Here is a 21,234-nt window from a genome sequence, read left to right as displayed (position 1 = left end):
CCTCGGCTTATTCACTCTTAAATACTCAATAAGAAAAGCTTCGGGTTCATTTAGATTCAGTTCAACAACTGTCGATTATTTCGCTTGGCTATTTAGATAAGCTCTATGTGAAATATCCGTCCATGAACGTACTTGCTCTAGGTAGCTTGCTTGTGAAGCTTGAATCTCTTTTGCTAGCTCATCTTTCTCAGCATGTGCAGCCAGTAGGCGATCGTTCGCTTCTTTCAGAGCAGACATAACCTCTGGTGGGAAATCTTTCACTTGTACATCTGGGTATTCTGTCTTCATTGAAACCCAGTTCTTACCACTTTCGTGCGTTGCTTGTGTGTACATGTCGTAAGCCGCAGTACGCATTGCAACACGTAAGATTTCTTGTAGGTCTTCAGGCAGCTTGTTCCATGTACGCTTGTTCACTAGGAATTGAAGCTCTGAACCCGGCTCGTGCCAACCTGTGTAGTAGTAAGGCGCGATTTTGTGGAAGCCCATTCGTAAATCCAGCGATGGACCTACCCACTCTAGTGCATCAATCGTGCGACGCTCTAGAGACGTGTAAAGTTCACCTGGGGCAATGTTCGTCGGTTTAGCACCTAGCTCAGCAAGAATCTCGCCTGCAAAGCCCGGGATTCGCATTTTCAGACCTTGTAGATCTTCAACGCTGTTGATCTCTTTTTGAAACCAACCCCCCATCTGGATATCCGTGTTACCACCAGGGAAAGACATCAAGTTATGTGGAGAGTAAACCTGCTCCATTAACTCCATACCACCACCGTGATAGAACCACGCGTATTGTTCTGCTGGCGTCATACCGAAAGGCATAGAAGTGAAGTAAAGAGTGTTTGGAACTTTACCTTTCCAGTAGTAAGAGCCTGAGTGACCCATGTCGTATTGACCAGACTTAACCATGTCAAAAACGCCAAGAGGTGCTTTGTGTTTGTTTGCTGAATCGATTCTGATTTGCAGTCGACCATTCGACATCTTCTCAGCCATCGCCGCCATGTTTTTGGTTGCATCACCGAAAACTGGGAAGTTTGGTCCCCAAGTTTCCGCAAGTTTTAAACGGTAAACCTTATCAGCGGCTGTAGCACCAGTAGCGACCAAAGCTAAACAAGCCGCAGCAGTTACTGCAACGTTTTTAAAAACTCGTGTGAGGGAGTTAGAAATGAGACTCATGTTCACGTCCTTTGTTGGGTTAACACTCTTTCTATGAGCATTTTTTATGATTCAACATAAGAGTGCACCGTGATGAGGCAACAAGATATCAGGGAGAGCACGCACGACGGGCGCACACAAACTGCGCATTAGACCAAAGGATTACGTAGAACTACGTAGGAGATGATTGAATAGTGTCGATTTCAAAGGAGTTTGGATATTCACCAAGGCACTGCGTATTGATAAATACCTAAGTATTAATAATTAAATACTCTTAACAATTGATTGCCATTTCGTGATGAAGCTCTATTCATTGCTGTATTTTAGGGAAAAAATCAAGGCTTTGCTCTCTTGATCTACCTAGCTAACGCCCTAATTTAGTGCTTGCTGATTCGAAGCTCTGACACGAGACAACACTAATCAGTTAAGCCGTATATCGAATTGGAATTGAGATTATAGAGCCTAGGTTTAGGCTTGGATTTGGGCTCGGACTTGGCATAATGTGCCAGATACAAAAAAGCCTCGAAAATCGAGGCTTAAAAACTTAACGAAGCGAATGTAATCCCACAGGATTAGATAGCTTTGTAGATAACCTTGTTACCTGCTAGCTGCTCTTTCGCTACTAGGTTTTCTTCAAGAAGTTTTTTCAATGCGCCTGTTGCCCATGAAGCTGCTTTCGCGTCTTCTTGACCAGCTTCTAGGCCGATACCTTTAGGGTTAATGCCTTCAGCATTGCTAACAACGATGTCTAGAACTTGTTGTTGCTTAGGAGTCAGTGCTACTGCAACTTCTTTAGTTGCTGCTACTGCTTTCTCTACCGCTGGTTTTGCTGCTACAGTTTTTTCTGCTACAACTTTCTCTGCGACAGGCTTCGCTTTTTTCGGCGTTGCCACTGCTTTAACTACAGCCGCTTTAGTGCGTTTCTGCAGTTTAGCCTGCACCTTACGCTTATGAGCAAGTCTCATTGAATATTTCTCCAGTTCACTGCTCTTTTCGCAGTGGTGAAAATTTGAAGCGCGATTTATACCAAAAAACAGGAGCTATTTGTAGAGTGAAGCGTCGAAAGTCGACGAAAAATACCGATATTGTCTACTAGCGTCTATTATTTAAACATCGACTTATCAATTCAGGGTCATATACACTGGTTATCCATCCAGACAAAAATATGAAAACTTGGTGTTACCTATGGACACTCGTCACCTTAGTAATTTCTCTTTGCCTTCATTCACTCGCTCGTACCGTATCCTCGCCATTATTTTAGGCTTCATTTGCTTGATCGTTTCGCTCTACAGTGACAATCCAAAGTTACTGATCGTGGGTGCTTTTTGCAGTATTGCGCTTCTGGGAACTGGCTACTATTTGATGCTGCGCAGCCGAGTGATGTTCACACTTACCCCGACTCATTTTCAGCAGCACTTTTACAAAGGGGGTTGGGTTTTAAAATGGAGTAACATCCAAAAAATTGGTCTTTGCACTTATGAACAAGATGGTTGGCATCAACCTCTGCCCTGGGTCGGAATTAAAGTAAAAGATTACTCGCCCTACCTCGATTCGATTTGCCCTAAAATAACTTGTGAATTATTGCTCAGCCAACGAGCACTTTTGTACTTAGGAGCCAAACAAGCAGGCAAAGAGTCCAACTTTGAGGATATGGTTCTCGACTCATCGCATTACCATGCGCGTTGTACTGAAAGTGGCTGTGTCGAACTAAGCCAATACAAAGAGTCGCAGAATACCGACAACGTAAATTTCAACGATAACCAATCACAGGACAACCTTGATTCACCGAATGAGACAAACAGTCCAAACGCGGTGATTAAAAACTATTCTGGATTGCAGGCGATGCTTGCCAACAGAATGAAATATCAAAGGGGCTTCCACGGTTATGACATTTTCATATCAACCCATGATTTGAATATGAGTGGAGAAGAGTTTGTTGGGCTGGCTCGACGCTACTTGGCTGCCGCTGAACGTCTTTCTGATTAAGGTTTACTAGTAAGTTCACACACAATAAAAAAGCTTAGCTTTCAGGACAAAAGCTAAGCTTCATTTTCAATCAATCGACACAAATAATCGGTTGGAAAATCAAAGATTTAATTAGTACAGAGGCATTTCATCTGCGACGAACGGGTTTGATGCACGCTCGCGACCGAATGTCGATTCAGGACCATGGCCCGGAACGAATGTTACGTCACTGCCTAGTGGCCAAAGCTTAGTCTTGATTGAAGCGATAAGCGTATTGAAGTCACCTTGTGGGAAGTCAGTACGGCCAATTGCGCCGTTAAACAACACATCACCCACAAACGCTAAACGAGCTTGCTCACTGAACAGTACAACGTGACCTGGCGTGTGGCCCGGCGTGTGAATCACATCAATCACTTGATTACCAAAAGTGACTTTGTCGCCCTCTTCTAACCAAGTGTTTGGTTCAAAAGCTTTACACAGTGGGAAACCAAACATCTGACTTTGATTCTCTAGACCTTGTAGCCAGAAGTTGTCTGCCTTATGCGGGCCCACAATTTCAACCTTCAAGATCTCAGCAAGTGGTACCGTACCGCCAACATGATCTAAGTGACCGTGCGTCAGTACCAAGTTCACAACCTTAACACCGAGTTCTTCAATGATAGCCGCGAGTTGTTGAACATCACCGCCCGGATCGACAACGATGCCTTCCATGGTTTCATCACACCACACAATCGAGCAGTTCTGAGAAAAAGAGGTAACAGGTACAACTTGATACTTAAGAGACATATACAAACCTTAAAGAGCGAATCTGGTGAACAACTCGAATATCGCTATGTTATTGGCAACAAACCCAACAATAACAAACTAAACAGCAACAAACTGAGCAGCAATAAACCGAATTATTAGAACAAACTGAAATTTGGGCAAACTATGACATTGGATGTCTACTTTGACAAGTGCCTACCGTATCACTCAATAACTCAGCTTAGCTCTACCAGCTGCGAACTGGACCAGTATCAATGTGGATGAAGTTACTACGAGCGTAATAACCAACACCACCTGCTTGCAGACTTTTAGCTACGTCTCTCAGTTCCTTTAAATCAACACCATCGATACGAAAATCGATCGCTTTACCAAGCATGTGATAGCTCTTTTTAGCGACACCACTCGACTTAGAGCGCAACGCTTCGTTGGTTGCTGGAGAGCGGTAGCCAGAGATGATTTGAACTTCTTTTTGAATACCCAGTACATTTTGAATCTGAGTGATCTGATCAAACAGGTTCTTATCCATTGGATGAATCTCATTGCGGCGGAAGTCACGGCACAGTTTGCTAAGGCGTGCCATCTCGTCACCAACATAGTTAGTGCCATCGAAATAACAAGTCTCTAATCGTTCACCAGTGTGAAGATTGTTCATGCTAATCGTTCTTGGTTGATCCGGGTATGAAGCGAAAGCGATAGAAGGAGTAAGAGAGGCGACTACAGCAGTACCACCAGCGTAAGTCAGAAACTGACGGCGTGAAAATAAACTTTGAGACATACAGCAAAAAAACCAATTAGATCGAACGAAAAATGCACGATACATAATGGAATTTGCTGCGTCAACGTACAAAAACCGTGCAAAACGTTAGTATTTGTAACCTTTGCACGGTTAGTTATTGATACTCATTATAATTTTATCAATAGAAGCTTGGTTGTCATTTTTCAGTCAAGATCACCTTTCTTGACCATATTTCAATCAACCGCCCTCTTTATCATATTGGTAGATATCACCGCGGTATTGTATGCCTCCTTCTTCAAACAACACGGTTTGATAAATGATATGCACTGGAATTCGCTTCTTGAGACGAACCTTAGTATTGGGCGCAAGTTCATCATCCTGATTCGGCACTTTCTTTACCTTAGTCGCAAATAACAACTCCGCGAGTTCCTCGGCATGCTCAACACGAATACAACCAGAGCTATAGGCGCGGAAGTCATCGTTAAACAAGCTTTTACTTGGGGTGTCATGGAGATAGATGGCTCGCTTGTTGGGCGTATTGAACTTATACAAACCCAATGCGTTACTAGAGCCTGCTTGCTGGCGCATTCGATAAGGAAAAGAGTTAAAGTTAATCGTTTGCCAATCTATCTCGGTAGTATCGACAGTTTCCATCGAACGCCAACCATCGATCACTTGAAAATTGTGTGTTTCAAGATAACTCTCGTCGGCTTTTACTTTAGGCAAGATGTCTTTGACCATGATTTTCCATGGCACATTCCAAGTCGGGTTTAGGATAACCGAATCAAGCTTTATCTCTAAGAGTGGTGTTTTTCTCGATTTTCTCCCAACCACAACTTTAGATTCAAAAACCTCTTCCCCATCTTCCCAATACTTCATATCAAAACTAGGTACATTCACCACAATCAGTGAGTCTCTATTTCTTGGCCATAAGCGGGCACGCTCGGCGTTCAATGCTAGGGAAGTAAGTCGATCATCAAAGCCCATATTGATCCATTTGATCGTGTCTGGCCCGATGATCCCATCATCCGTAAGACCGTGCATGCGTTGGAAAGATTTAATCGCCTTTTGCAGATCTCGATCGAACTTGGGAAAATCGACCGCGATCATCGAGGTATCAACACCAACCAAAGCAATGCGCTCAACAAGAACCGTCTTGTCTGAAAGCTCGTCACCCAAGCGCTTCAAACCTTTCTGTCTATATCGTTCAATATTGAGTTCAGAGGCGGTTTCTAACACCGAATAGGTTGCTTTGAATTGGTCAAAATCCCCAACAGGCGGCGCGTAAGACAACACCATCTCCAATAAGTAATCATTGGCAACGCTGCTTTTTAAGCTCATCAGAATATGCGGAGAAGGCGCAGGTAATTTGGAATGCAACTTGCCCGAGAAGTACCAATCTTTACCGGCAAGCTGCGCATTTTCAACGTAGCTCAGGTAGTAGATAAAAGTATCGGTGAGTAATATGTCCAACTCTTGCCATTGAGCATGGGATTGATAGTGACGAATTTGCTTGAGTTGTCGATCGAAGAGTGGTGCCATTTGAGCTTGTTCGAGAAGCGACAATTGAAATTCAAACGCCTTAACAAGTTCAGGTGAATCCCAAAGAATAGGCAGAGACGAGTCTTGATAAATACTCTGGGTAAGCTCTGGATAAATCAGCATAAAAGAGAGCTCCGAATCAGCCGGAATAAATCGGCTCTCGTCAGAACTCGTATAGCTCCATGCGTGCACAGAAACTAGAACTAATAATCCACAGAAGTATTTTGCGAACATGCTTAACTCCATCACCAACCATCTCATAAGTATGGCAAAGAAATCGGAGTAAGCATGTTATTTTTAAGAGGCTTTATAAATCAGATTGAACTCCAATGGTTATCCCACTGGACCGATGATTGTTGAGTTGATTTCTCATAAGGCTTGCTCTGGCTTACCACACTTCCCGCCCCAGAGCTTAATCGAAACTCACCATCAAGCAGCACAGCGCCAGAAGCGTCAGATAATGCAGACAGTTCTACTAATTCTTTGGTTTCTTTAGACCAAATACCGTAGCAGTTGCCTCTTGGCGAAGTCGCAATAATCCAATCGTCTGACGCCGCAATACTGGCGATATAGTGATTGAACCTTGCCCATTGCTCAGGCTCTGCGTTCAGTGATTCAAACTGGCCGCCTTTAGTATGCATCGCCAATAGCGAAGGATACTCATCTGGTTCACCACGATATTGCTGGCCACAAAGTACCGTTTCAGCACCATCATGGGCTAAATGTCGAATGCTCAGCTTCTTATCCAACAATTCAACCTGATCAAGTAACACACCTTCAGGAGAAACATAACTCAAGCTCGGCAGCATCGAATCGAGGTTTTTCGGTGTTCTACCATCAGTATGAACGCCACCAACGCCGATCGCGAGATTACCATCCGGCATGATGATCACTTCATGTGGGCCGATACCGAAACCAGTGAACTCTTCGACCTTACGATAGCCTTGCGCGACATCGTAAACGCCAATCACGCCTTGACTGGTGTCGGTTTTCCCTTCAGTGGCATACAATAGTGTGCCGTCTAATGAGTAAACGCCATGACCATAGAAGTGGCGGTTGTTACCTTTCACCACCATTTTGATCTGCTGACCGTTTTTATAGTCAAACACCATAAAATAGTCACCAGGACGACGGGCAAAAACCACCGCATGTGATGAGGTTGGGCAGATTGCGACGCCATGGCCACGCTCAGGGATAGGTAGCTGGCTCAGTGGCATGCCATACTCATCAGCCACAACCGCGGAATACTGGCCTCGACCATTAAGCGCACAACCAATCAACTGAGGTTTATTCGATGCGCTTTCACCTGAACGGCTAGCACATCCGAACGGCAGCACAGGCACAGCAGCACACCCAAGTGCTGCTTTCAGTAAGGTTCTTCGTGTAGTATCAGTCACCATCGGTAGCATTAAATCCTATTACCACGCCAAGCTCTATCGCCACTTCTTCATGAATCAGGTACTTCAAACGTTCTAGTTTGTTGTATTGAGTCAGCACCTCGCGGTAGCCCTCTTTGCTCTGCAATAACTCAAACAAGCTTGAGTCTGTAGGCCAAGTATCTAGCGTCAATGTGAACTGGTCAGCAACGCGATCAGCTAGGTCGTTTAAGCCCTTCTCTCTCAACAAGCCGTCTAGGCCATTGCCACCGGCAAGGTACAAATTCTGAAGTGCTGCTACATTGGCTTTTAGTTGAGTCATCGAGGTTTGTGCACGCCATGATTCTGAGAAGTAAGGACGCGGATGACCAATTTTCGCCATCGGGCGACTCAGCTTTTTCATGCTGTAATCAAGTTGGTTGGTCAATAAAGCGATGTATTCAGACTCCCAACGAGTCTCGTCTAGCGCTAACCAAGGGTTAACCTGCCATGCCTCAGCAATAGAGGCCGATTTCATTGCCAAGTTTTGTGCGATCGCTTGTGAAGATAGACAACCAGACGCTTTGTCTTGCAGTAATGGAGATTGCTCGTCGTACAGAGACCACTCCAACGCACCTAGCCCTTGAACCGTCACACTCTGCTGCGCGATTTCGTCTTGAGTCCAAGCTTTGTTCTGTTGAGTTAACTGACGCATCTTAAGACCCGTCGTGTTCTTTTTGTCTGGCCAGAATTGAACATTCCAGCTCTCTTCAAGCGCTGCTGTTGGACCTCTTTCTTGGCCTTGTAGTGCCATCCAGCTGTTCATTGTGATCTGCCATTGATCTTTCAAAGCGTCTAACTCAACGTTATCCGTTTCACAGTAACCTTGCATCAGAGCTTCTAATTCGCTCGATTGCTTCGCGAATAGCACCGCTGAATCAAACTCTTGTTGATAGACACTGCGACTGATGTGGTCGGTCGTGTCTGCTTGATAAGACACACCGTTAACCTCAGATGAAGCGGCTTGCTCACCCGATGATTGGCAGCCTGCCATAATTAATGCCGACAAAGGCATTAACAAAAATTTATGTGTCATGCTGTTACCTTACTTCCTAGTTTTTCTTTTAATTATATGAGTTCAATAAATATGAAACGACCGCTGGCCTCGTATCCCTACAAGTTCAGCGGTAGTCAGTCTTTTGTTAGCGGTTTTCTTAAGTAACTAAGCCGTTGGCTTAACTGAATTCAAGACAGCCTATAATGATTCCAAAAACGCTAGTAGTGCTTCGCGTTCACTGCTACTCAAAGCTAATACTTTTTGTTTTGCCATTTCTGCTTCACCACCATGCCAAAGTACCGCTTCCATAACGTTTCTTGCGCGACCGTCATGAAGTAAGAACGTATGACCGTTCACTTCTTTGGTATAACCTAATCCCCAAAGTGGTGTGGTACGCCACTCTTGACCATTGGCAAGATACTCAGGGCGATTGTCCGCTAAGCCTTCACCCATGTCGTGTAGCAACATGTCGGTATATGGGCTAATTAACTGATTAGATAATGCAGGCAAGCCTTCACGCTCTGCCGTGCGAATTTCAGCTTGGTGACAGCTTTGACAACCAATCTCTTTGAACAGATTTTTACCTTGAACAACCGCTGGGTTATCGACATTACGACGAACAGGTACCGCGAGATGCTGCGAATAGAACTCAACAAAATCTAAGATGTTGTCACTGACTTCTGGCTCGCCACCATTTGGAAAATCATCACAGGTTGATTGCGCTGATGTGCAGTTTTCATTCGGAAATAAGCTGCTTGTCAGGCCTAAGTCACCGTTAAATGCCGCCGCGTTTTGCTGCATTAAGTTTGGCTGCCCGGCTTTCCAACCGAAACGACCTAGCGCCATTTCATTGGTTTGAACATCAAGAACATAGTTGGCTTTACCCGACAGGCCCTGTTTGTCTGCCAATTGCTGCTCTGCAAATCCTAGAATCGTTTCTTGTGGGATACTTTCAAGCAGACCAAGACCAATCATTGGCGGCGCCACTCGAGCTGAAAACTCGGTCTTAGGATGCATCTCGCCGAAAGCAAGTTCAGTAATATTTAAAGTGGGTTTACGCAGAGTAACGACGGTGCCGTCTTTGAATTCAACAGGAACATCCGTGTAGCTAATGTTCACTTTGCCCTCTGGTTTTACACCTTGAAGCGCAAAATCTTGTAGCTGACCGCCGTACGTCGGCTCTGGAATTCCACCATCTCGAATGAAGGCTTGTCGCTGCTCAGGCGTTTCAGCCGGAATGCTTAAACGAACCAACATGGATACTGCGTTCTCATCTCCTTCTTCTGGCGCGTGACCACGACCATCTTTGATGTGGCAGTTTTGACAGCCGTTAGTATTAAATAGTGGTCCTAACCCATCACGAGCATCGGTTGATGACGGTGCAGGAACCCAAGGGTTTCTAAAGAAGCTATTACCTACGCTGAAATCCAAGCGCTTACTCATTGGTAGATTGGCTGCGGGAAGGGAAAAAGCGTTCGCTCCTTCTTTCTTCACGGTCGTTTTGCCGCCAGAGTAGGTTTCATGAGCGTGTAATGGAGATACGAAAAACAGTGCGGTTAATAGTGAGGCTGAGAGATACGACTTCATACATTGCCTTGCTGTGTTTTTGATTTTAGTTTTTATGTGGGTGTGGCTTTCTTGAGGATCAAACAATTAAGGGCTCAATCAGAGCCCTTACATTTGTGTCGGCTCGGGTTCTTAGAACTCGTGATCCGCTGTGTCTGGGTTTAGGCTATCAATGCCAATCACACCCGCAGCACGCTCAATAGCCGCTGTTTGAGACACTAGCGCAACAATTGTTTTGTTTACTAGTGCATTACCCGCAGCGTTGTCAGCAGCGATTAGCTGATCGAAGTGCTGGTTGTTTTTCTCTGCAGACGTTACTAATTCGCCTACTTGTGCACGTGCTAGGTCAAACTGCTTTTGAATCTCTTTCGCAGCTTGCTCATCTTTTTGCTCTACTAGGTCGAACAAGCTTGGGCCGGAAAGCAGAGTACCGTCTTCACGCTTGTATAGACCCGTGTAAACGTTGTAGATGCCTTGCTCGTTGTAGTAGTGAGAGTTGTGCGTGTTATCAGAGAAACAATCGTGCTCGTCTTCAGTAGAGTTTGCTTCTAGTGCAACCTTCATACGCTCACCCGCTAGCTCACCTAGAGACAGTGACCCCATGCCAAACAGCATTTTACGAAGACCATTCTCGCTAGATTCTGAAAGAAGCTCTTGACGGTAGTTGCCTTTCTCGCCTTCAGCCCACTGCTTTTCCATCCATTCTAGGTCTTGGATAAGTAGCTCAGCAGATGCTTTTAGGTATGCGCCACGACGGTCACAGTTGCCGTTAGTACACTCAGCGCCAACAACGAAATCAGTGTAAGCACGCTCACCTGCACCGCTGTTTGTACCGTTTAAATCTTGGCCCCAAAGTAGGAATTCAATTGCGTGGTAGCCAGACGCTACGTTCGCTTCAGAACCACCGATCTCGTTCAAGTCTGCGATTAGCTCAGGGGTGATGTTGGTTGCATCAACGGTAGTCTGACCAATTTGGAAAGTCTTGTTAGCCACGATGTTTGCGCTAGCGCCTTCGTTACCAAGTTCATATTGGTAATCAGTCGAAACATAATCAATCAGGCCTTCATCAAGTGGCCATGCGTTCAGTTGGCCTTCCCAATCATCAACAACAGCGTTGCCGAAGCGGAAAACTTCTGACTGTTGGTATGGTACGCGAGACTCAAGCCAAGCTTGTTTTACTTGTTCGAAGTTGCCAGCAGAAGGAGAAGCTAAGAAGGTATCAATAGAAGAGTTCAACGCTTTTGCTGTAATTACTGAATCTGCAAACACTGCATGCGCAATATCTGCGTAATGTTCTACAACTTGATCTTGAGTTACTGCTGCGAAAGAAGAAGCAGAGGCAAAAATGAGTGACGAAGTTACGGCTTTTGTCACTAAAGATTTAATGGTCATGAAGCATCCTTGTTGAGCTTTAAATTATTATCCGTAGTAATAGTGCAAACCATTATCATTTGCACTACGGATTGAAATAATACAAACTTACAATTTTATTGCAAGATAAATACAAAAAAACCTCACATATGTGAGGTCTTTAAACATTTTTATGTTAAGCGTAACAAAGAGGCTAATCAGATATCCAGATTATGCTTACCGTGTGAGACTTTTGCCTTCAGGTAGCTTTCATTACCCGATTTGATATGAGCAGAGGTATTCACCACTTCTTCAATCTCAATACCAAAAGATTTTAGCTCATTGATCTTCTTAGGGTTGTTGGTGACTAAGCGGATTTTTGTAGTACCTAAGGCGCGTAGCATTTCAGCAGCTTCAGTAAAATCGCGTAGGTCATCGCCAAAACCTAGGTGGTTGTTGGCTTCATAGGTGTTCATGCCTTCGCTTTGCAGACGGTACGCATCGATTTTGTTGTACAAGCCAATACCACGACCTTCTTGGCGTAAGTAAAGAATCACCCCACCCGTCTCACCCATAATTCTAATGGTTTCGTCTAACTGCTCGCCACAGTCACAGCGAGAAGAATGGAAAACATCACCAGTCAGGCACTCAGAGTGCATACGAACAAGAGGTATGTCTTGTGTCTTGTCTGCTGATTTAAATATCACAGCAACATGCTCTTTATCTGTTTTCAATCCATGAAAAGACAGAAGTTCAGCATCTATACTGCTTGTTACCCCTACTTTGAAATCTATTCTGGCACGCACTTCCGCCATAGCTATACTCACTTGAAAATTCGATGTATTTAACAACACTACATTATATGTCTAGGCAATATTTTGTAGCTAACTATCTAATGATAGACACTATGAGGCTGTTAACAATTTTTTTCAAGGTCGACCTCGTACAAATTGTTATAATATAACAATTATTTTTCACATAAGAAAAAACCCCACATTGGGATGACCAACATGGGGTTATAAATTAATCAGTTGCGGCTAAGACTACGATTTTTTACAGAACGATCAACTTACTTGAGTTTGCTTCCAGATGACAAGCTGAACCCAAGCGTTCTCTAATTCGGTTAACTCTTCTTGAGTAAGCGTAGAAATGCTCGACTTTGCACTGTATTTTTCTGCCCATTTATCAGATCGGACATGAGTATGGAACTCTTTCTTTAAATTTGAGATTACGTTATCCACAGATACATCCTTATATAGCAGTGCTTAGCCTTTATAATCGGTCAATGTTACAAAATACAGGTCAATTGGTAAACAGTAATACACAATTTTTATGAGCTCTTCCTAACACTTTTTACTGATAAATATATAAATAAGAGAAATAATAGGCTCGGTAGCAACCAAAGTAATAGATTTGAAACCTTCATCGCCGGCTTATACAGTACAAATTCACCATATCTTTCCGTCATATATCGAGTAATCTCATTATTACTCTTCCCTGCTTTCACCATATTGAACACAACAAAGCGTAAGTCTTTTGCTATTGGTGAGTTGGATTCAATCAGATTTTGGTTTTGACATTGTGGGCAGCGTAACGTTTTCGCCAAGCTAATAGCACGTTGCTGTTGTTCTGGGTTTTCAAACTCAAACAGTTCAACTTGAATACTCGTCTCTTTATTACTGGCAGTAAACAGATCTTCAGCCATGGTTGAAAGGCTAATCACTAAAAGAGCTGACAGCATAAACAAGGTTTGTACTAGAGACTTCATCATCCATTCACACCATCAAAATACATCGCAAGCTCATCTTTCCATACCATTTCATTAATCACGCCCAATAGCTTTTTAATGATCTGGCCATTGGCATCAACCAAATACGTTTCAGGTGTGCCGATTACGCCCAACTCTAATGCTAACTTGCCTTGAGGGTCACTGATCACGGTTGAGTACGGGTTGCCATCGTTCGATAACACGTTAATCGCAGCCCCAGAGTTATCTCGATAATTAAGCCCAACGATGGGAATGCCTTTATCGTGAAGTTGAAGCAAAAATGAATGTTCGGTTTTACATATCCCGCACCAAGATGCCCATACATTAACCAGTTGATAAGGGTGCTGCGTGACATCAGTAAGCGTAATTTTCTGCTGACCATTGACGCCTTCACTATTCACTAACGCAGTCGATGTAAATTCTGGAAATGCCCTTTGTTGTTCAGACACCATGGTCGACTGCTGCTTATTATCAAGCGCAAAGACAAATACCAGCACCACAATCAATGCTAAGGCAATTAGAGTAATTAGCTTGTTACGAACGCTGGTATGCATACTGTGACGCCTTAACGGTTTTCTTTTTACGATGAGTCAATGAGAGCAAAGCGCCGATAATGGAGAACAGCCCACCAAACCAGATCCAGCGCGCATACGCCTTATACTGAACACGAAATGCGTAAGCGGTGGAATCGACTTTCTCGCCCATGGTGATATAAACATCGCCATGCCAGAACCACTTCATTGCAGGCTCACTCATGTTCATAACACGAACTTGGTAGTGTCTTCTTTCTGGCGCGATGGAAAAGCTTTGCTCGCTAGCATCTAATTCGAGTATCGCTTTTTCTGCAGTAAAGTTGGAGGCGACATAGAGCTCGGTATCACGATGAGAGAGCGTCCAGCCCATAAACTCAACCTCTTCACCTGGGCTCAATTTGTAACTTCGCTCAAATGAATGGTAACTGTTCATCGCGGCACCTATCGCTAATACTGCGACACCCACATGCGCCAACGTCATCACCCATACTTTGCGTTGAAACTTAGAGTTGCGCGTTACCGCTAAGCCGTAAACATGAGTCAGGGCTACCCAAAACGCAAGTGACCATGTCATTAGCACCATCACTTGGATCGCTTCAACTTGCAAAACATAAGTTACAAAGCCAAGACAGAGAGACAATAAGGCAATAATTCCAATCACACCTTTCGACGCTTGAGGTTTGATACTGAGCAATGGCGCTAACCCTATCACTCCCATCGCAAGCAGAGCCAATGGCGCAATAAGAAGATTAAAGTAAGGTGCGCCCACAGAGATATTTCCAAGGCCAAGTAATTCAAAAACCATTGGGTAGAAGGTACCAAACACCACCACCGCCGTACCCAGTACAAATATAAGTACCGCCACTAAACTCAAAAAACTTTTACTCGCAAAGCTAGTGATTGGATTCGACTCGAAAGATTCACCACGAACAATAAGAAGAGAAAACGAACTCACTAACACCAAAACCAGTATCAGCAACAGCGCGATACCTTTGGTTGGGTCAACAGCAAAAGCATGAACGGAAGTGAGGACGCCAGATCGAACAATAAAAGTACCGAGGATACTTAAACAAAACGTAATGAAAGCAAGGCTAAGTGACCACTTCAGCAACTGTTGCTTGCCTTTAGCAACACCCAAACTGTGCAATAGAGCGGTTGATGTTAGCCAAGGTAATAGGCTGGCATTTTCTACCGGGTCCCAGAACCACCAACCACCCCACCCTAACTCGTAGTATGCCCACCAAGAACCAAGAATGATCCCTGCGGTTAAAAAGATCCAAGCGACCAAACAACAACTGCGACAATGAGCGACCCAATCGAACTCAATCGGATCCACCAGCAAAGCGGCCACAGCAAATGCCAAGACCACAGAGAAACCAACATAACCCAAATACAACAGAGGCGGATGGAATATCAAACCAACGTCTTGCAGCATTGGGTTAAGGTCACGCCCTTCAAGTGGCAAGGTCGAATTCAGTTCAAATGGGTTCGAAGCAAATAAGGTAAACCATGCAAATATCGCGAGTAACACATTCATCACCCACAATACGCGGCTCTGATACTCAGAAGAATATTGCTTTTGTAGGGCAATCACACCCGACCAACAGCTAATGGTTAAGACCCAAAATAGCAATGAGCCTTCATGTCCAGCCCACACAGCGGCCATTTTGAAGAAGGTGGGTAATTGAGTATTGGAGTGTTCTGCAACATAGAGGATGGAAAAGTCGTCACCTACAAAGGCATAGCCAAGTAAAACGATAGCGCCAATGGAAAACAAAGCGCTAGAGAGGGAGAAACTGCGAATTAAAGCCACATTTTGTGCTTGTTTAGTTAGCATTTGATACATCGAATACACAGCGATAATGCTGCTGAGAACAGCGACCAAAATTAAACTAAACAGCCCCAAAGAACCGACCATATCACCTCAATCAGGCTCTACCTAAGCAGAACCAAGTTAAACCATTATTGGCATTGATTGCTCAACTAGCTGATGTAACTCAACTAGCTATTGCTACTCAGCGAAAAGAAATTTAGTGAGCAGATGTTTAGTATCCAACATCCACTCACTTATAACCTTGAGCGAAATTAAGCTAACGTTAATTGTCCTGCATAAAGGACAAACGTTCTTAGCATTAATACGCCCATCAGACTCAATGAAGTAACAGAGAAAATATACACAGTACTATGGCGAACCGATGCTGGTGTCACGGCGTTAAGCAACAAGGGTAAAACCATACCCACACCAATTACGCCATACCAGAACCAACTTGCCCAGAAACCACCGCCAATCGCGTTCCATACTGCCTGCTCACTTTGACCACCAGCAAATATCAACCCAGTGAAGAAAGTAACAAGGACAAACAGTTCAAACATAACAACAGGACGTTCGAAGCCGTGGATCCAAGAAATACTCGCACTATGCGGAGACTCCTTAAAGACCAACACACCAAATAAAATACATGCCGCCGCTCCCGAGGATAAACTCGAGAATAAGAACAATATCGGCAACACTGGGTTATTCAGCATTGGGAAGGTATTTAGCGCAGAGAGTAAGAAGCCAGTGTAAGCCGCAAGTAATAGCGCAAGCACAGCTAAGAATATTTCCAAAGCATTCTCAAACACTTCTAATTTGCCAATCCAGTTACTGACGAAATCGAGTCGTCCTTTTAACCATGTTTGGTCATTTAAAAATACGACGATTTGATCTCTAAATATAATGCCGATCCAAAGAAATAAGATCACCATATACACTTGGAATAAGATCACACCCATCGACATCACAGACGTCGGATTATAGAAGATCATGATCTTCCAAAAAGATAACGGTTTTGTCAGGTGGAAAACCAAGATCAGTAGGCCTGAAATGATCCCAAATGGCGCAAGAAAAGCGGTCGCCTTTAACACACCATTATGAGCAGGATCGCCTTCAATGACCTTACGTTTTAGGTAAATGGAGATCATTACGGCACCCGCCGACATCCCCGCGAGAAATAGATAGATAGCTATAATCCAGTCCCATACCACGGTACCTGATTGAAACGCTGTATCCCATGCACTCATAATCAGATCTCCCCTTTTTGGTGTGGCACTTTATAGAGTTTTGGCTGAGTACCGAGATAAGCCTTATCTCTGTAAACCACCTCAGATTTAAGCACCTGATTTATCTCACTCTTAGGGTCATTTAGATCGCCAAATACTAACGCATTGGTCGGGCAAGATTCGACACAAGCCGGTAACTTCCCTTGTGCAAGATTGGTATCACGGCAGAAGTTACATTTATCTGCGGATTTGTTCTCTGGATGGAAAAAGCGCACTTGATACGGACAAGCTAATAAGCAATAACCACAACCAACACACTTCTCTTGATGAACATCGACAATGCCGGTTTTTTCATCTTTGTAGGCCGCCCCTGTTGGGCAAACCATCACGCAGGGCGCGTTATCACAATGTTGGCAAGAGTTACGAGTAAAACGGTAATCAACATTGGGATATTCGCCTTGGGGTTCGCTCTTAATAATCTCTAAGCGCGATACGCCTTCAGGCACTTTGTTCACTTCACGACAAGCTTCTGTACAAGCTGTGCAACCAATACACGCGGTTTCGTCATGAATCATTCCATAACGTTTAGCCCCATCCTCTTGAACATTGGCCAACGTTTTACGACTTGTCACCGCTGCGGTTCCCGCAACACCTGTAGTAAAAATAACGGCACCCGCGCCAGCTAAAAAGTTTCTTCTTGAGCAGCTCATAGATTACTCCCCTTCTTTCTTCTGGTTGAAGTCTGAATGGCAATCCACACACAGCTTGATGGTTTGCTTCTTATCTAAGCCCAACACCTTTGCTTCTGTCGCATGAACATCATGGCAGTTTGAACACGTTAAGTTTTGCGCATGAACGTCGTGGGTCCAGCTCGCTTCGCGCAGATCATCAGGCTTGTGACAATCGATACACTGGCTATTGGCATCTAAAATTAAGCTAGGATCTAGGTAAACCTTGTCGGTACCTGGTTGTGATTGAGCCTCACGATACTTCACCACTTTAGGCGCGCCTTCGCGGTGGTCGGGGCTAATAGAACTATGACAGTCGGTACAATTTACTTCACGGCCAAGCAAAGCGTGTGCACTTTCACCATGTGAACCCAATACCGTTTCTTTTGAATCTTTATGGCACTGAACACACTTGTAGTCTTTGTCACGGATTAATTCGACTTCATGTCTTGTTGATTCCCCTACTGGCGTAACAGCAGGCTCAGCAACAGCATGAATGGAATAACCATAGAGGCAGAATGCTAGAAGGGATTTAAGCATTATGACTATGGCCAATTTAATATTGCCCATTTTATCCTTTCCTTATACCGGCATTATTTAACTCTCAACTAAATAATATTCCGGTTAAACAAAAGTACCCTTAAACGATATTATTACCGTTTAAATGATATCAATTCTTATTTTGGATAAGCCACAACGCTTTCTATAGTTAGAATATACCTCTAATTGGGTAATACGAAATTTCGATAGGTTAATCTGTGAACGCAATCACCCTACTTATATCATGGTCAATTTAGGTAATTGATTGTTATATATGATAATAATTCTCAGTTAAATTCTAATTAAACTAACCACCAATACCACTTTAGGGTTATATAAACTTCAACGTGACTAAGGTCACTGCCATTAATTGATCTGGGACAATCTATATCCAACACGTAACAAAATGTGTTTGTTTATGAATTAATATAAACAGGAATTCTCCAGTTCTTAATTTGAATAGCAAACTCACAACGCTTGGTATAAAAATCAGTATATTGGAGATATCACTGTGAAAAAGCATTGGATACGTAATTCGGTCACAGCACTATTAATGGTTAGCGCGTCATTAGCAAGCGCGACCAGTTTTGCTGCGTCTGAACAAAAAGAAATTGGCGATCCTCGTAACGATCAGTTCGAGCAAAACCACCCAGATCAATATCATTCATGGAGACAAACTTCAGAAAGCGAAACCATTGAAGACGCACTAAAAGAAGATCCCAACATGGTTATCATGTGGGCTGGCTACGGGTTCGCAAAAGACTACAACAAAGCCCGCGGCCACTTTTATGCGGTTGATGATGTAAGACAAACCCTGCGTACTGGCGGACCAACCGACGAAAATTCAGGCCCAATGCCAATGGCGTGCTGGAGCTGTAAAAGCCCAGACGTAGCACGCGTTATTGAAGAGCGTGGTGAAGACGGCTACTTTGAAGGTAAATGGGCTCGTCTTGGCAGCGAGATAGTCAATCCAATTGGTTGTGCCGACTGTCACGATACTCAAAGTGAAGGCTTTAAAAATGGCGAACCTGCACTAAAGATCACTCGTCCTTATGTTGAACGTGCGTTCGATGCGATTGGGAAGAACTTCGAAGAGCAAGGTCGCTTTGATCAGCAAGCCTCTGTGTGTGCTCAGTGTCACGTGGAATACTACTTCACGGGTCCAACAAAAGGTGTGAAATTCCCTTGGGATAAAGGGACGCGTGTTGAACAGATGGAAGAGTACTACGATCAGATTGGTTTTAAAGATTGGACACATAAAGTCTCTAAAGCACCAATGCTAAAGGCTCAGCACCCAGGTTACGAAACTTGGCGTGAAGGTATTCACGGTAAGAACAACGTCGCTTGTGTTGACTGCCACATGCCTAAAGTGACGAAAGAAGACGGTACCGTTTACACCGACCATAAAGTAGGTAACCCGTTTGACCGCTTCGAAGACACTTGTGCTAACTGCCATACTCAATCTAAAGAGACCATGCGTAACATCGTTTCAAGCCGCAAAGCTCAAGTACTAAACATGAAGCTGACCGCTGAGAAACAAATCGTAGCCGCTCACTTTGAAGCAGGCGCAGCATGGGAAGCAGGCGCAACAGAACAAGAGATGGCACCTATCTTACAAGATATTCGTCATGCGCAATGGCGTTGGGACTACGCTATCGCATCTCATGGTGTTCACATGCACGCGCCTGAAGTAGCCCTAGAGGTTCTTGGAACGGCGGTTGACCGCGCAGCAGACGCGCGAACTAAGATTGTTCGTCTACTGGCGAAGAAAGGCATTACCGATCCAATCGAGATTCCAGATATCTCAACCAAAGAAGCCGCTCAGAAAGCGCTAGGAATGGACATGGATAAGATGAATGCTGAGAAGCAACACTTCTTAGACACCGTGGTTCCTAAGTGGGAAGAGCAAGCTGAAAAGCGTGAAGCTAACTACGAATACTAGTTCCTTCAAATAGACCAATAAGATAAAACCAGTCACACTGTAAAGGTGTGGCTGGTTTTTTAGATTTGGGCGCACTCAACCGTCCCAATTTCACATTACCTTTTAGCTAATTCAAGGAACAAAGAATGAAGCACTTACTTTCGCTTTCGGCATTATGCATCGCATTAACAAGTTCAGGACTTCACGCCTCAGAACGAGCAGAAACAGGGTGGGAAATGATTGAGGAAGGTGCGCTGGTCGTTGATGTCAGGACACCAGGAGAGTTCAAGCAAGGTCATCTGGACAATGCGATTAACTACCCTCTTTCTGAAGTCGCTACGCACTTTGCCAGCATAGACAAAGCTCAACCTATCGTTTTGTATTGCCGCAGTGGTAACCGCTCAGGACAAGCTTACCAGTATTTGAAAGCTCAAGGGTTTACACAGATCCACAACGCTGGCGGTTTAATTGAGATGCAAGAAAGCAAATAATCTCGAAATTACAGATAGTGCCCGTTTAACGGATCATTTGCTTAGCTTGGTTGATCGAATGGATGATAGAGACACGATCAATGCCTTTCTGGTTAGAATCGAGAATTTGAGTCCAAGCATCGATCGCTTGTTGGTAGCGCATACTGATGAAGTGATCGGTCGCTATCAACATCAATGCCGTACGATCGTTGGGATCAAGCTCCATGGATTGATTTAAGAGCACTTTCACATCATCACTCATCGCCTGTGAACTTAGGTAATACAAGGCGCTCGCTTTAGCTGCATAAAGCCCTGAAGGCGCCTGTGGGTCTAAACGAATCGCATAGTCGTAACAGGTAAATGCAGCATCAAACTCCCCTTTCTGCATATAAACACCACCAAGCTTAAACCAAAGGTCTGATTGATTAGGGTCTTGCTCCAGGCTCTGCTGAAGTTCATTTTGGAAATCTGTTGCTGTATAGCTGCTGTCGTCACTTGAAGTAAGTTGAGGGGCTTCTTGTTTCATCTGAGACCAAACCAGAATGCTGGCTAATATCGCCACACATGAAATAAGGAGGTTGCCTTTAAGATGACTGGTTTTTCTGTTTGATGCGATCACGATTGCCACTAGAAATAGGCTCATTAGCAGCAAAGCAATCAGTAACCAGATATCCATTCCATTCTCCTTTCATTGACGCTTTACTGTACCTTTTTCTCACTAAAACAATATTGATCGAGGTTTAGCTATTG

At 44.1% G+C, this 21,234-nt stretch carries 21 protein-coding genes; 3 read left to right on the top strand and 18 right to left on the bottom strand.

All coding sequences use genetic code 11. From position 1 onward, the window contains the following. Positions 1 to 75 precede the first annotated feature (75 nt). Positions 76 to 1,170 (bottom strand): TRAP transporter substrate-binding protein, encoded by a 1,095-nt coding sequence (locus tag AB6E52_RS01510; protein ID WP_017060957.1) that lies wholly within the window; start codon positions 1,168 to 1,170, stop codon positions 76 to 78. Between the two features lie 551 nt (positions 1,171 to 1,721). Beyond that, entirely contained in the window at positions 1,722 to 2,114 is a 393-nt protein-coding gene (locus AB6E52_RS01505) for a hypothetical protein (RefSeq protein WP_017060956.1), read from the bottom strand. Between the two features lie 220 nt (positions 2,115 to 2,334). Here AB6E52_RS01505 and AB6E52_RS01500 point away from each other — a divergent pair, with 220 nt between their 5' ends. Beyond that, positions 2,335 to 3,135 carry a DUF2982 domain-containing protein gene (locus AB6E52_RS01500; protein WP_017060955.1) on the top strand — a complete coding sequence of 267 codons (801 nt, stop codon included), beginning with the start codon at positions 2,335 to 2,337 and terminating at the stop codon, positions 3,133 to 3,135. Between the two features lie 111 nt (positions 3,136 to 3,246). On the opposite strand, the gene AB6E52_RS01495 is transcribed toward AB6E52_RS01500, so the two are convergent. The 15 genes from AB6E52_RS01495 to nrfB form a co-directional block, all read right to left on the bottom strand. Continuing rightward, on the bottom strand, positions 3,247 to 3,900 hold the full coding sequence (locus AB6E52_RS01495; RefSeq protein WP_017060954.1) for an MBL fold metallo-hydrolase: 654 nt from the start codon (positions 3,898 to 3,900) through the stop codon (positions 3,247 to 3,249). 205 nt (positions 3,901 to 4,105) lie between these two features. Further along, complete coding sequence (locus AB6E52_RS01490) at positions 4,106 to 4,654, bottom strand: YcbK family protein (protein WP_017060953.1); 549 nt, start codon at positions 4,652 to 4,654, stop codon at positions 4,106 to 4,108. 198 nt (positions 4,655 to 4,852) lie between these two features. Beyond that, positions 4,853 to 6,391 carry a murein L,D-transpeptidase gene (locus tag AB6E52_RS01485; RefSeq protein WP_102320487.1) on the bottom strand — a complete coding sequence of 513 codons (1,539 nt, stop codon included), beginning with the start codon at positions 6,389 to 6,391 and terminating at the stop codon, positions 4,853 to 4,855. An 80-nt stretch (positions 6,392 to 6,471) separates the two neighbouring features. After that, complete coding sequence (locus tag AB6E52_RS01480; RefSeq protein ID WP_102320486.1) at positions 6,472 to 7,557, bottom strand: DUF1513 domain-containing protein; 1,086 nt, start codon at positions 7,555 to 7,557, stop codon at positions 6,472 to 6,474. Then, the gene (locus AB6E52_RS01475; RefSeq protein ID WP_065585177.1) at positions 7,547 to 8,608 is read right to left on the bottom strand and encodes an imelysin family protein; all 1,062 of its coding nucleotides are present in this window, start codon (positions 8,606 to 8,608) and stop codon (positions 7,547 to 7,549) included. The genes AB6E52_RS01480 and AB6E52_RS01475 overlap by 11 nt, the downstream gene beginning before the upstream one ends. A gap of 159 nt (positions 8,609 to 8,767) precedes the next feature. Beyond that, complete coding sequence (locus AB6E52_RS01470) at positions 8,768 to 10,156, bottom strand: di-heme oxidoredictase family protein (protein ID WP_102320485.1); 1,389 nt, start codon at positions 10,154 to 10,156, stop codon at positions 8,768 to 8,770. Positions 10,157 to 10,267: 111 nt separating this feature from the next. Continuing rightward, on the bottom strand, positions 10,268 to 11,527 hold the full coding sequence (locus AB6E52_RS01465) for an imelysin family protein (protein ID WP_017063566.1): 1,260 nt from the start codon (positions 11,525 to 11,527) through the stop codon (positions 10,268 to 10,270). 176 nt (positions 11,528 to 11,703) lie between these two features. Beyond that, a complete protein-coding gene (gene ribA, locus AB6E52_RS01460; RefSeq protein WP_009848836.1) occupies positions 11,704 to 12,300 on the bottom strand; it encodes a GTP cyclohydrolase II in 597 nt (198 codons plus the stop codon). Positions 12,301 to 12,549: 249 nt separating this feature from the next. After that, entirely contained in the window at positions 12,550 to 12,726 is a 177-nt protein-coding gene (locus AB6E52_RS01455; protein ID WP_017063565.1) for a hypothetical protein, read from the bottom strand. Positions 12,727 to 12,815: 89 nt separating this feature from the next. Beyond that, the gene (nrfF, locus tag AB6E52_RS01450; RefSeq protein ID WP_102320484.1) at positions 12,816 to 13,256 is read right to left on the bottom strand and encodes a heme lyase NrfEFG subunit NrfF; all 441 of its coding nucleotides are present in this window, start codon (positions 13,254 to 13,256) and stop codon (positions 12,816 to 12,818) included. Further along, on the bottom strand, positions 13,253 to 13,807 hold the full coding sequence (locus tag AB6E52_RS01445; protein WP_102320483.1) for a DsbE family thiol:disulfide interchange protein: 555 nt from the start codon (positions 13,805 to 13,807) through the stop codon (positions 13,253 to 13,255). Before AB6E52_RS01445 ends, nrfF begins: the two co-directional genes overlap by 4 nt. Then, positions 13,788 to 15,704, bottom strand: coding sequence for a heme lyase CcmF/NrfE family subunit (locus AB6E52_RS01440; RefSeq protein WP_017066838.1), 1,917 nt, complete (start codon positions 15,702 to 15,704; stop codon positions 13,788 to 13,790). The genes AB6E52_RS01445 and AB6E52_RS01440 overlap by 20 nt, the downstream gene beginning before the upstream one ends. 167 nt (positions 15,705 to 15,871) lie before the next feature. Then, on the bottom strand, positions 15,872 to 16,846 hold the full coding sequence (gene nrfD / locus AB6E52_RS01435; RefSeq protein ID WP_102320482.1) for a cytochrome c nitrite reductase subunit NrfD: 975 nt from the start codon (positions 16,844 to 16,846) through the stop codon (positions 15,872 to 15,874). Positions 16,847 to 16,848: 2 nt separating this feature from the next. Then, complete coding sequence (gene nrfC, locus AB6E52_RS01430; RefSeq protein ID WP_048613593.1) at positions 16,849 to 17,535, bottom strand: cytochrome c nitrite reductase Fe-S protein; 687 nt, start codon at positions 17,533 to 17,535, stop codon at positions 16,849 to 16,851. A gap of 3 nt (positions 17,536 to 17,538) precedes the next feature. Then, a complete protein-coding gene (nrfB, locus tag AB6E52_RS01425; protein WP_019822323.1) occupies positions 17,539 to 18,123 on the bottom strand; it encodes a cytochrome c nitrite reductase pentaheme subunit in 585 nt (194 codons plus the stop codon). Between the two features lie 481 nt (positions 18,124 to 18,604). On the opposite strand from nrfB, the gene nrfA reads away from it, so the two are divergent. Together nrfA and AB6E52_RS01415 are read left to right on the top strand one after the other, a co-directional pair. Next, positions 18,605 to 20,035: an ammonia-forming nitrite reductase cytochrome c552 subunit gene (nrfA, locus tag AB6E52_RS01420; protein WP_198594318.1), complete on the top strand. Its 1,431-nt coding sequence runs from the start codon at positions 18,605 to 18,607 to the stop codon at positions 20,033 to 20,035. Between the two features lie 125 nt (positions 20,036 to 20,160). Next, positions 20,161 to 20,505: a rhodanese-like domain-containing protein gene (locus AB6E52_RS01415; RefSeq protein WP_017063559.1), complete on the top strand. Its 345-nt coding sequence runs from the start codon at positions 20,161 to 20,163 to the stop codon at positions 20,503 to 20,505. A gap of 25 nt (positions 20,506 to 20,530) precedes the next feature. Here AB6E52_RS01415 and AB6E52_RS01410 read toward each other — a convergent pair whose 3' ends face one another. Next, the gene (locus AB6E52_RS01410) at positions 20,531 to 21,160 is read right to left on the bottom strand and encodes a tetratricopeptide repeat protein (protein ID WP_017066842.1); all 630 of its coding nucleotides are present in this window, start codon (positions 21,158 to 21,160) and stop codon (positions 20,531 to 20,533) included. Between the last annotated feature and the right edge of the window lie 74 nt (positions 21,161 to 21,234).

The organism is Vibrio sp. 10N.247.311.13, from assembly GCF_041467595.1.
GTDB classification, from domain to species: domain Bacteria; phylum Pseudomonadota; class Gammaproteobacteria; order Enterobacterales; family Vibrionaceae; genus Vibrio; species Vibrio crassostreae_C.
The sequence above is the reverse complement of the archived record's forward strand: the minus strand, read 5'-3'. Positions and strand labels throughout refer to the sequence as shown.